Source organism: Rhodanobacter sp. IGA1.0 (genome assembly GCF_040208325.1).
GTDB lineage: Bacteria > Pseudomonadota > Gammaproteobacteria > Xanthomonadales > Rhodanobacteraceae > Rhodanobacter > Rhodanobacter spathiphylli.
This window is the reverse complement of the sequence record NZ_CP157948.1, coordinates 2,682,568-2,694,259: the sequence shown is the minus strand read 5'-3', so window position 1 is coordinate 2,694,259 and position 11,692 is coordinate 2,682,568. Positions and strand designations below refer to the sequence as shown.

Below are 11,692 nucleotides of genomic sequence, written 5' to 3'. Positions count from 1 at the left end.
CGTGCGACCGGACCCACAATGGGCGGCGCAGGTGTCGACGATAAGCCAAATGACGCCCCCGTGTCATGCCCGACCCGGCGTTTCAGGCCACTGCTGCGGCCTCAGGCCGCAGGAAAATCGGCCAGTTGCAGCGTGCCGATGCCTTCCTCGGGCAGCATGACCGGAATGCCGTCCTCGACCCGGTAGATCACCTTGCCGTCCGTGGTGATCAGGCCTTCGCTGACCCGCTCGCCTACGGTCACGCCGGCTACGGTGTCGACCTTGCCACCGCCGATGCCTTCGTTCAGTGCGTCGAGTTCGCGCTTGCTGAGGGGGCGCAACGGGGTTTTGCTGACCGGGCAGCACAGAATGTCTAGCAGGCGCTTGTCCATGGTTCGCTTGGGTGTGCCGGGGTGGAGAAAGCCCGTACAATAGCCGTTTTTGGGCATTCCGGCCATGACAGGAACAAGCATGCAGCCGCGCGTCGGCGTCGTGATGGGCTCGCGCTCGGACTGGGAAACGATGCAGCACGCGGTCGACGTGCTGACCGAACTGGGCGTTGCCCATGAGGTCAGGGTGGTCTCCGCGCATCGTACGCCGGACCTGTTGTTCAGCTACGCGGAACAGGCGGCGGCCCGCGGCATCCAGGTGGTGGTCGCCGGCGCCGGTGGGGCCGCCCATCTGCCCGGCATGCTGGCGGCCAAGACCCGGCTGCCGGTGTTCGGCGTGCCGGTGCAGTCGAAGGCGCTCAACGGCATGGATTCCCTGCTGTCGATCGCCCAGATGCCGGCCGGCATCCCGGTCGGAACGCTGGCCATCGGTCGCGCCGGCGCGGTGAACGCAGGCCTGCTGGCGGCGGCGGTGCTGGCCCTGCACGATCCTGCCCTGGCGGCGGCGCTGGACAACTGGCGGCTGCGCCAGACCCAGGCCGTGCTGGAACAGCCGGACCCGCGCCAATGAGCCCGCGGCAGCAGCCCGTGCTGGGCGTACTCGGTGGCGGCCAGCTGGCGCGCATGCTGGCGTTGGCTGCGGCGCCGCTGGGAGTGAAGTCACTGGTGGTGGACAGCGCGGCCGATGCCTGCGCGGGCCAGGTCGCGCCGCTGGTGGTGGCGGACTGGACCGACTACGCGGCGCTGGAGAAGTTTGCCGCGCAGGTGGATGTGGTGACCTTCGATTTCGAGAACGTGCCCGCCGAAACCGCGCACTGGCTGGCCGAACGCGTGGCGGTGTTTCCCGCGCCGCAGGCCTTGGCGGTGGCGCAGGATCGGCTGGCGGAGAAAACCCTGTTCCGCGAATGCGGTTTGTCCACGCCTGACTTCATGACGGTGGACACCCGAGAGCAGCTGGATCAGGCGCTGGCACGGGTCGGCGCGCCGGCCATCCTGAAAACGCGGCGGCTCGGCTATGACGGCAAGGGCCAGTTCCGCTTGCGAGAGGTGGCCGATGCCGACGCGGCCTGGGCGGCGCTCGGCGCGCAGGCACCGGCCCATGGACTGATCCTCGAAGCCTTCGTGCCGTTCGAGCGCGAGTTGTCGGTGCTTGCCGTGCGCGGCCGCGACGGTGACTTCCGCACCTGGCCGCTGACCCGCAACTGGCATGTCGACGGCGTGCTGTCGATGAGCCTGGCGCCGGCGCCGGACAGCGATGTGCTGCAGGAACGCGCCACCGAACTGGCCCGCATCCTGGCCGAACGGCTGGGCTACGTGGGGGTGTTCGCGCTGGAGCTGTTCGTCAGGAATGGCGAGTTGCTCGGCAACGAAATGGCGCCGCGGGTGCACAACTCCGGGCACTGGACCATCGAGGGCGCCCGCACCAGCCAGTTCGAGAACCACGTGCGGGCCGTGCTCGGCATGCCGCTGGGCGACACCGGCGTGCGCGGGATGTCGGCGATGTTCAACTGGATCGGCGAACTGCCGGAGCGGACGGCCGTGCTGGAAACGGTCGATGCGCACTGGCACGACTACGGCAAGCAGGAGCGGGCCGGCCGCAAGGTCGGCCACGCGACCGTCTGCGGCATCGATGCCGGTGCGCTGGCCGAGCGGGTGCAGCGGGTTGCCCGCTTGCTCGATCGGCAGCCACAGGCGCAGCCGGTGCTGGACGTGCTGGGCGATTGATCCTGTCGCGCCCGGAATCCGGAGCAGGCTGGCCCCGATCCGGCAGCCTGCCTGCTATATTGGGCGGCTTGCATGGCGCTGTTCGCGCCGGCCCCCAGGATCTTCCGCCAGTGTAAGTGCCCCCTCTGTTCTTCCGTCTGCTGCGCCGTGTCGCCATGTCCGACACCGCGCGTTTTCGTGAATCCGCCGCCAGCCGAAGGCACCGTCGATGCCGGCCGCGCTGGCGTCGAACAACAGGGATTTCCATGTCGCTCTCGCTCGCGCAAGCGAAAAACAATGTCTTGTCCGGTCTCACCGTGGCCTTTGCCCTGGTGCCCGAGGCGATCGCCTTTGCGGTGATCGCCCACGTCAATCCGCTGACCGGCTTGTACGCCGCCTTCATGATGTGCCTGATCACGGCCATGCTGGGTGGGCGCCCGGGCATGATCTCCGGCGCCACCGGCGCCATCGCCGTGGTGATCGTGGCGCTGGTGGTGCAATACGGCGTGCAGTATCTGTTTGCCGCGGTGGTGTTGATGGGGCTGCTGCAGTTGCTGTTCGGCGCGCTGCGACTGGGCAAGTTCATCCGCATGGTGCCGCACCCGGTGATGCTGGGTTTCGTCAACGGGCTGGCGATCGTGATCTTCCTGGCACAGATGCCGCATTTCCAGCAGCACGGCGACTGGATCACCGGCCGGGCGTTGGCGGTGATGCTGAGCCTGGTCGCGCTGGCCATCGCGATCATCTACCTGCTGCCGCGCGTGACCCGGGCCGTGCCTTCGGCGCTGGTGGCGATCCTCGCTGTGGCGCTGCTGACCAACCTGCTCGACATCGACACGCGCACGGTCGGTGACCTGGCTTCGATCAAGGGCGGCCTGCCCAGCTTCCATCTTCCTGACGTGCCGTGGAACCTCGGTACATTGCGCATCGTGTTCCCGTACGCGCTGATCATGGCCATGGTCGGCCTGATCGAGTCGCTGCTGACCCTGAACCTGATCGATGAGATGACCGATACACGCGGCAAGCCCAACCGTGAATGCCTGGCGCAGGGCGCCGCAAATATCGTGACCGGCCTGTTTGGCGGCATGGGCGGCTGCGCGATGATCGGGCAGAGCATGATCAACGTCGGTGCCGGCGCGACTCATCGCCTGTCGGGCGTGGTGGCCGGGCTGGGCCTGCTGGGATTCATCCTGTTCGGCTCGGCGCTGATCGAGCGCATTCCGCTGGCGGCGCTGATCGGGGTGATGTTCGTGGTGTCGGCGAAGACCTTCGCCTGGGGCAGTGTGCGGGTGCTGGGCAAGGTGCCGCGCGCCGATGCGCTGGTGATCGTCGCGGTCACCGTGGTGACCATCTTCACCGACCTTGCGCTGGCGGTGCTGCTGGGCGTGGTGATCTCGGCGCTGGTATTCGCCTGGCAGCATGCCAGCCAGATCGAGGTGAGCACGCGCACCGATGCCCAAGGCCGCCGCATCTACGAGCTGGAGGGCACGCTCTTCTTCGCCTCGACCCGCAATTTCCAGAACCTGTTCCACCCCAGGGACGACCCGCAGCAGGTGATCGTGGAATTCGGTCGGGCCAGGGTGATGGATCACTCCGCCATCGAGGCCATCGATACGCTGGCCGAGCGCTATCAGAAGCTCGGCAAGCGACTGCAGCTGCGCCACCTGAGTCCGGATTGTGCCGAGTTGCTGCTGAAGGCGGGCGGCATGATCGAATCGAACGCCGCCGAAGACCCGCACTATCACCTGGCCGATGATCGACTCGGTTGATCGAGGCTTCGTGCAGGCATGAAAAAAGCGGAGCCGCTGGCGGCCCCGCTTCCTGCTTTCAGATGGCCGGACTTCAGGCGAGGTTCTTTGCCGCGAAGTCCCAGTTCACCAGGTTCCAGAACGCTTCCAGATACTTCGGGCGGGCGTTGCGGTAGTCGATGTAGTAGGCGTGTTCCCACACGTCGGCGGTGAACAGCGGCTTGTCGGTGCCGGTGATCGGCGTGGCCGCGTTCGAGGTGTTGACGATGCCCAGCGAACCGTCCTGGCGCTGCACCAGCCAGGTCCAGCCGGAGCCGAAGTTGCCCGCGGCGGACTTGCTGAATTCTTCCTTGAACTTGTCGACCGAGCCGAACGCCTTGTTGATCGCGTCGGCCAGCTTGCCGCCGGGTTCACCGCCACCTTTCGGGCTCATCGAGTTCCAGTAGAACGTGTGGTTCCAGATCTGCGCCGCGTTGTTGAACACGCCACCGGACGACTTGCGGATGATGTCCTCGAGCGGCGCGTCGGCAAATTCGGTGCCCTCGATCAGCTTGTTGAGGTTGGTCACGTAGGCCTGGTGATGCTTGCCGTAGTGGAAGTCCAGCGTTTCGGCGGAAATGTGCGGCTCCAGCGCGTTCTTTTCATACGGAAGCGGGGGAAGTTCGATCGCCATGTTGGGGCTCCTTGACGTTGGCTGGGAAAAAGGTCGGCGCAGCGGACGGCAGCCGACGGCTGGCTGATACAATAGCGCTCTGCCTGCATTGTAAAGATGAATCACCGAACTATGGACATCAACGAGCAAATCAGGGCGATGCTGGCCGCGCATCCCATCGTGCTTTTCATGAAAGGCACGCCGGAGTTTCCGATGTGCGGCTTTTCCAGTCGCGCCGCGAAGGCGCTGACCGAAGCCGGTGCGGTGTTCCAGGCCGTGAACGTGCTGGCCGATCCGCGCATACGCGCCGCGTTGCCGCATTTTTCCAACTGGCCCACGTTCCCGCAGTTGTTCATCCAGGGCGAGCTGATCGGCGGTTGCGACATCATCGAGGAGCTGAAGGCTGCCGGCGAGCTGTCGCGCATGGCCAGCGACGTTGCCGGAGTCGCACTTTGAGCATGCTGCCCTTTTCCCGCCTGCCCGATCATTGGCAACCCGCCAACGATGCCCTGGCCGGTCGCGTGGTGCTGGTCACCGGCGCCTACGGTGGCCTCGGCGGGGCGGTGTCGCGAGCTGCGGCGCGTGCGGGCGCCACCGTCGTCATCACCGGCAAGCGCAAGCGCCAGCTCGAACAACTCTACGACGCGATGCTCGCCGAAGGCCTGGCCGAGCCGGTGATCCACCCGCTGGACATGGAAGTGGCCACGCCGAAGGACTATGCCGCACTGGCCGAAGGGCTGGAGCGCGACTTCGGTCGCCTCGACGGCATCGTGCACGCCGCCGTGAGTTTCGGCGGCCTCACGCCGATCACCATGCACAAGCCGGATGCCTGGCTGCGCGCGATGCACGTCAACGTCAACGCACCGTTCGCGCTGACCCAGGCCTGCCTGCCGCTGCTGACCCAGGCCGATGACAGTGCCGTGGTGTTCGTGCTGGACGACCCCGAGTTGCTGCAGCGCGCGCACTGGGGCGGCTACGGCGCATCGAAGGCGGCGCTGGAGCGTTTCGCGGCGATCCTGCACGAGGAAACCGACACCGGCCCGCTGCGGGTGCATGCCCTGTTGCCGGCGCCGATGCGCACGGCGCTGCGGCAGCTGGCTTACTTTGGCGAAGACCTGCTGCAGCGACCGTTGCCGGATGCCACCGCCGCCGCGGCGATCCACCTGCTGGGTGCTCAGGGCGCCCCCGCGCGCGGCACGATACTGGACCTGCGCGCCGGCTGATCGGCAGCAGATCCACCGAAAGGGCGCCACACCGGCGTCGATCAAGCATGGAGTCGAGATGGAAGCGCAGATGACCACCTTGTCCGCGGGCATCCTGCTGTTCCTGATCATGGATCCGCTGGGCAACATCCCGCTGTTCCTCAGCCTGCTGAAGGACGTGCCACCCAGGCGCCGCCGCCACGTGATGGTGCGCGAGCTGCTGATCGCGCTGGGCGTCCTGCTCGCGTTCCTGTTCGGCGGCCAGTACATCCTGCACCTGCTGCAGCTCAGGCAGGAGTCGATCAGCATCGCCGGCGGCATCGTGCTGTTCCTGATCGGCATCCGCATGGTGTTTCCGCCGGCCGATGGTGGCGGCATCTTCGGCAAGTCCGGTGGCGGCGAGCCGTTCATCGTGCCGATGGCAATACCCGGCGTGGCCGGTCCCTCGGCGATGGCCGCGCTGCTGCTGCTGACCAACACCCAGCCCGGTCGCACCGCGGACTGGGTGCTGGCCCTGCTGCTGGCATGGCTCGCCACCGCGTTGATCCTGCTCAGCTCGACCTACCTGTTCCGCTGGCTCGGCGAGAGCGTGCTGACGGCGCTGGAGCGCGTGATGGGCATGCTGCTGATCGCGCTTTCGGTGCAGATGTTCATGGCCGGCGTGGCCTCGTTCCTGCGCGCGAGCAGCTGAGCTTTCGCCCTTGTCGCGAGCTGTTTCGCCGCCGCGACGGGGCGCGTTGGTCCCGCGAGATCGACATCCGGCAGGTGTGCGCCAAGCCGCGGCAAACATTCTCCGTTCGGTATAGGCGCGTCCCCGGATAAGGTGTCGCACGGCAGCCATGCCGATCCCGCGAAACCTTGCCATGTGGCTGATTTGAAAAGCTTCGTGCTGGCGCTGGGGGCAGGGCTTTGTCGCGCCGGGGTGACGTGTAAACGTTACAAAAATGTCATACAATGTCGTTACAATCATTTAACAAAGCCGCGGACGGGTTGGTCCAGCGTGCCGGAGTTCTTGCGGTTCGTGCTGTTTTGGAACCGCGCAAATCAATTGGGGTTGCAGATCGTGTCGATGTTGCCTGGCCCGTGCCGGGCGTAGCCACGTTTTTGACCTTCAAACCTGAGTTTCCTTTTCGTTGCGAGCCTGAGGGTCGATCAAGAATGAATAGCCGAATTCGCACCAAACTCCTTCCGTTTGCCATTGCCTCGTTGCTGGCAGCGTCGGTGCCTGCCATGGCGCAGGACACCTCTTCCTCGATCAGCGGCCGCGTGCTCGACGCCAACGGCCAGCCGGTCGCCGGCGCCACCGTGCAGATCGTGCATGAGCCGTCGGGTACCACCAAGATCACCACCACCGGTCCGGATGGCCGTTACTCCTCGCAGGGTCTGCGTGTGGGCGGTCCGTTCGACGTGACCGTCTCCAAGGCGGGCATGGCGCAGGCGGAACAGGACAACGTCTATCTGCAGCTGGCTCAGGAAACCCCGGTCAACCTGACGATGGGCGGCGCCAGCGAGCAGGCAGCCACCAATCTCAGCGGCGTCACCGTTTCGGCCAACTCGCTGGCCCAGACCTTCTCGGCGGACAACAAGGGCATCTCGACCAACGTGTCGAGCCGCGAAATCGAAGCCACCCCGACGCCGGACCGCTCGATCCAGAACATCGTGCGCCTCGATCCGCGCATCGTGGTCACCGATCGCGCCGCCGGTTCGTTCTCGGCCATCGGCCAGAACAGCCGCTACAACAACATCACCGTCGATTCGGTCAGCGCGAACGATCCGTTCGGCCTGAACGCGAACGGCCTGCCGACCCTGTCCACGCCGATTTCGCAGGACACGATCGAGGAATACAACATCTCCACCGCGAACTATGACGTGGCGACCCGCCGCGGCGTGGGCGCCGTGGTCAATGCGGTGACCAAGAGCGGCACCAACGATTTCCATGGTTCGGTCTACTACGTATTCCAGAACCAGAACATGATCGGCAAGAACGAAAGCGACACCAAGTTCAACGGCTTCGATCGCCAGTGGACCGGCGGCGCCACCGTCGGTGGTCCGATCATCAAGGACAAGCTGTTCTTCTTCATCTCGGCCGAGAAGAGCAAGCAGATCGGCTCGGGCAGCCCCTACGGTGCGGAAGGCAGCGGCGCCAGCGTCATCGTGCAGGGGCTTACCCCCGACATGATCCAGCAGGTGCGCGACATTGCCGCCAGCAAGTACGGCATCACCGACATCGGTACTGCGGGTGGTGGCAACACCGACCTGGAAGACAAGCGCTACCTGGGCAAGATCGACTGGAACATCAGCGACAGCCATCGTGCCAGCTTCACCTTCAGCCAGACCAAGGAAAGCAAGCCGACTATCGGCGGCACGAGCTCCAAGCTGGTGCTTTCCAGCGGCTGGTACAACTCGGACACCAAGAACACCAGCTACGCGCTGCACTTCTACGACGACTGGTCCGATTCGTTCTCGACCGACACCACCATTTCGTACGCGAAGTTCCACAAGGGCAGCAACCCAGTGGCGGGTGGCGACCTGCCGGACATCACCATCTATCCGGTCGGCTATAGCGACGGTGCGCAGGTGGAATTCGGCACCAACTATTCCTACCAGGCCAACATCCTGGACGTGAAGACGCTGAACGCCGCGTGGGCGGGCACGTACTACGCCGGTGACCACACCATCAAGGGCGGTTTCGACTACGAGCGGGACACCACCTACAACCTGTTCCTGCAGAACTATTTCGGCAGCTACACGTTCGAGGATGGCAACGGCATGACCGGCCTGGAGAACTTCGAGGCCGGCAACTACTACCAGTACCGTTACAGCCGTCCGTCCGACGGCCTGAGCCTGGATGACGTTGCGGCCAACTTCGAGCTCAAGCAGTGGGGCGTGTTCCTGCAGGATACCTGGCAGGCCACCAGCAACCTGTCGGTCCAGTACGGCGTGCGCGTCGACATCCCGCTGATGAGCGACAAGCCGATCTACAACCCGCTGTTCGCAGCGGCGCCGGGCATCAATCCGGTGACCGGCGCTGCCACCGGCGGTTTTGGTCGTACCAACCAGACCACCATCAACGGCAACCGCGTGGTGCAGCCGCGCCTGTCGTTCAACTACAACTTCGACACCGAGCATCTGACCCAGTTGCGCGGTGGCGCGGGCCTGTTCATCTCCAACCCGCCCGGCGTGTGGATCGGCAACATCTTCTCCAACTCGGGTGCCACGCAGACGCAGTTCAGTTGCAAACCCAGCGGCGGCAACGATCCCTGCAACCCCAATCCGCCCGTCTTCAGCCCGAATGCCCACGACCAGCATGATGGCGTGGTGGGTTCGGGTCAGCAGACGGTCAACACCATCTCTCCGGGCTTCCGCCTGCCGAGCGTGTGGAAGTTCAGCGTCGGCATGGACAAGGAGCTGCCGTGGTGGGGCCTGATCGCCACCGCCGACTACCAGCACATCAAGGTGCGTGACGCGATCTACTATCAGAACATGAACATCGGTGCTCCCACCGGTGTGCTGCCGGATGGTCGCTTCACCTACTACAAGAACCCGACCAGGGATCCGCGTTCGTCGGGTCAGCAGTCGCGCTACCTCGCCAATGGCGCCTTCTCCGACGGCACCATCAACCTGGCCAACAGCAGCCGCGGCAGTGCGGACAGCTTGGCGCTGTCGTTGAAGAAGCCGTTCTCGACCGACTGGTCGGGCATGGTGGGCTTCACCTGGAGCCGCGCCACGGAAGTGAACCCGGGTACCAGCAGCGTCGCCCGTTCGAACTACGTCAACAACTACGTGTTCAACCCGAACGAGGACAAGGCAAGCCCGTCGAACTACTCGATCCCGCGTCGCGTGATCGCCGGCCTGAACTGGCAGCATCGCTTCTTCGGCGATTACGCCACCAGCGCCAGCGTGTTCTATGACGGCCACAATGCCTCGCCGTACAGCTGGACCTTCGGCAACGATGCCAATGGCGACGGCGTCAGCAACGACCTGGCCTTCATCCCGAACCCGGGCCAGGTATCGTTCCGTGCCAACACCGATCCCAAGCTGATCCAGCAGTTCTACGACTACATCAAGGCAAACGACTACCTGAAGGATCACCAGGGCGGCCCTGCCGGCCGCAATGGCGACCACGCGGGCTGGCTCAACCAGATCGACCTGAGCTTCAGCCAGGAAATTCCTGGCCTGTTCAAGGGCAACAAGGGCAAGATCAAGCTCGACGTCTACAACTTCACCAACCTGCTGAACAAGCATTGGGGTATCGAGAAGCGCGCCAACTTCCCGGGCTACCGCAACCTGGCCGACTTCTATGGCGTGGATGCCGACGGCAAGTACATCTACGACATCTCCGGCTCCAGCTATCACGACAGCAACGGCAACTACAGCCCGCAGCAGGTGCCAACCTCGACCTACCCGAGCGATCTGGCTCAGCGTTGGGCGGTGCAGCTGACGGTGAAGTACACGTTCTGATCCATTCCCGGGTCTGAAACGCAACCGGCGCCCGCGAGGGCGCCGGTTTTTTTGTGCTTGACCATATCGTGGTTCGCGCAGGAAGCTAACAGGTCGGCCGCGATGGAGCGGCCATGGAGAAGCAATCGAATGAATGACACCTACAAGGGCGCACCGGCCAGAACCGGCGTGGTGAGCGCCCGCATTTCGCCGATCGGTGGCCTGGACGTGCTCTCGCGCCATGAAGTGGCTCGCCTGCGCGGTGCCAGCGGCTCCGGTCTGCACGCGCTGCTGCGGCGCTGTGCGCTGGCGGTGCTGACCTCCGGCAACATCAGCGACGACCCGCGGGCGATCCTCGAGCAGTACCCCGATTTCGACATCCAGGTGCTGCAGCAGGACCGCGGCATGAAGATCGAACTGACCAACGCGCCGGCGCAGGCCTTCGTGGACGGCCAGATCATCCGCGGCATCAACGAATTGCTGGTCGCGGTGGTGCGCGACATCGTCTACGTGTCGACCCAGCTGGAGCAGGTCGGTTTCGACCTGGACGAATCCGCGGGGCTGACCCAGGGCGTGTTCGAGATCCTGCGCAACGCGCGCATCCTGAAGCCGCAGGTGGACCCGAACCTGGTGGTGTGCTGGGGCGGCCACTCGATCTCGCGCGAGGAGTACGACTACACCAAGCTGGTCGGTTACCAGCTCGGCCTGCGCGGGCTGGACATCTGCACCGGCTGCGGCCCTGGCGCGATGAAGGGGCCGATGAAGGGCGCCACGATCTCCCACGCGAAGCAGCGGCGCCGGCACAACCGCTACATCGGCATCACCGAGCCGGGCATCATCGCGGCCGAATCGCCGAACCCGATCGTCAACCACCTGGTGATCATGCCGGACATCGAGAAGCGGCTGGAGGCCTTCGTGCGCCTCGGGCACGGCATCATCGTGTTCCCCGGCGGCGTCGGCACCGCCGAGGAAATCCTCTACCTGCTGGGCATCCTGTTGCACCCGGACAATGCCGGCACGCCGTTCCCGCTGATCTTCACCGGGCCGCGCCAGTCGTCCGCCTATTTCGAGCAGATCGACCGATTCCTGCGGCTGAGCCTGGGCGACGAAGTGGCGCAGCACTACCAGATCATCGTGGACGATCCGCAGGAGGTGGCGCGCACCATGATCAAGGGCCTGGACAAGGTGCGCCACAACCGGCTCGACACCAAGGACGCATTCTTCTTCAACTGGGCGCTGCAGATTCCGCTGGAATTCCAGCGGCCGTTCCGGCCCACCCACGAGGCGATGCGCGCGCTGCAGATCCGGCATGGCCGGCCCCTGCACGAGCTCGCCGCAGACCTGCGTCGCGCGTTTTCCGGCATCGTCGCGGGCAACGTGAAGGAGGAGGGCGTGCAGGCGATCGAGAAGAACGGACCGTTCGACATCGACGGCGATGCCGACATCATGCGTGCGCTGGACAAGCTGTTGCAGGCGTTCGTGGCCCAGCACCGCATGAAGCTTCCCGGCGGCAGCGCGTACGAGCCGTGCTACCGGGTGCTCGGTGCCTGAAGAAAAAGTGGCAGGAATCGCTGGTGA

At 65.0% G+C, this 11,692-nt stretch carries 10 protein-coding genes; 8 read left to right on the top strand and 2 right to left on the bottom strand.

The features are described 5' to 3' along the window. Positions 1 to 101: 101 nt before the first annotated feature. Positions 102 to 371 carry a Trm112 family protein gene (locus ABNK63_RS12230; protein ID WP_040673256.1) on the bottom strand — a complete coding sequence of 90 codons (270 nt, stop codon included), beginning with the start codon at positions 369 to 371 and terminating at the stop codon, positions 102 to 104. 64 nt (positions 372 to 435) lie between these two features. On the opposite strand from ABNK63_RS12230, the gene purE reads away from it, so the two are divergent. From purE to ABNK63_RS12215, 3 genes are all read left to right on the top strand, one after another. Next, positions 436 to 939: a 5-(carboxyamino)imidazole ribonucleotide mutase gene (gene purE, locus ABNK63_RS12225; protein ID WP_040673257.1), complete on the top strand. Its 504-nt coding sequence runs from the start codon at positions 436 to 438 to the stop codon at positions 937 to 939. Then, on the top strand, positions 936 to 2,093 hold the full coding sequence (locus ABNK63_RS12220) for a 5-(carboxyamino)imidazole ribonucleotide synthase (protein ID WP_350015780.1): 1,158 nt from the start codon (positions 936 to 938) through the stop codon (positions 2,091 to 2,093). The genes purE and ABNK63_RS12220 overlap by 4 nt, the downstream gene beginning before the upstream one ends. Positions 2,094 to 2,338: 245 nt before the next feature. Beyond that, on the top strand, positions 2,339 to 3,841 hold the full coding sequence (locus tag ABNK63_RS12215; protein WP_350015779.1) for a SulP family inorganic anion transporter: 1,503 nt from the start codon (positions 2,339 to 2,341) through the stop codon (positions 3,839 to 3,841). 73 nt (positions 3,842 to 3,914) lie between these two features. On the opposite strand, the gene ABNK63_RS12210 is transcribed toward ABNK63_RS12215, so the two are convergent. Further along, positions 3,915 to 4,493 (bottom strand): Fe-Mn family superoxide dismutase, encoded by a 579-nt coding sequence (locus ABNK63_RS12210; RefSeq protein ID WP_007807983.1) that lies wholly within the window; start codon positions 4,491 to 4,493, stop codon positions 3,915 to 3,917. 111 nt (positions 4,494 to 4,604) lie between these two features. Here ABNK63_RS12210 and grxD point away from each other — a divergent pair, with 111 nt between their 5' ends. From grxD to ppnN, 5 genes are all read left to right on the top strand, one after another. Continuing rightward, positions 4,605 to 4,928, top strand: coding sequence for a Grx4 family monothiol glutaredoxin (gene grxD / locus ABNK63_RS12205; protein WP_007807984.1), 324 nt, complete (start codon positions 4,605 to 4,607; stop codon positions 4,926 to 4,928). Continuing rightward, positions 4,925 to 5,695, top strand: a complete 771-nt coding sequence (locus tag ABNK63_RS12200; RefSeq protein WP_350015778.1) for an SDR family NAD(P)-dependent oxidoreductase — start codon at positions 4,925 to 4,927, stop codon at positions 5,693 to 5,695. Before grxD ends, ABNK63_RS12200 begins: the two co-directional genes overlap by 4 nt. Positions 5,696 to 5,753: 58 nt before the next feature. Further along, positions 5,754 to 6,365, top strand: a complete 612-nt coding sequence (locus ABNK63_RS12195; RefSeq protein WP_274378293.1) for a YhgN family NAAT transporter — start codon at positions 5,754 to 5,756, stop codon at positions 6,363 to 6,365. Positions 6,366 to 6,832: 467 nt separating this feature from the next. Further along, positions 6,833 to 10,135, top strand: a complete 3,303-nt coding sequence (locus tag ABNK63_RS12190; RefSeq protein WP_350015777.1) for a carboxypeptidase regulatory-like domain-containing protein — start codon at positions 6,833 to 6,835, stop codon at positions 10,133 to 10,135. A gap of 129 nt (positions 10,136 to 10,264) precedes the next feature. Next, positions 10,265 to 11,665 carry a nucleotide 5'-monophosphate nucleosidase PpnN gene (gene ppnN / locus ABNK63_RS12185; RefSeq protein ID WP_350015776.1) on the top strand — a complete coding sequence of 467 codons (1,401 nt, stop codon included), beginning with the start codon at positions 10,265 to 10,267 and terminating at the stop codon, positions 11,663 to 11,665. Positions 11,666 to 11,692: the final 27 nt, after the last annotated feature.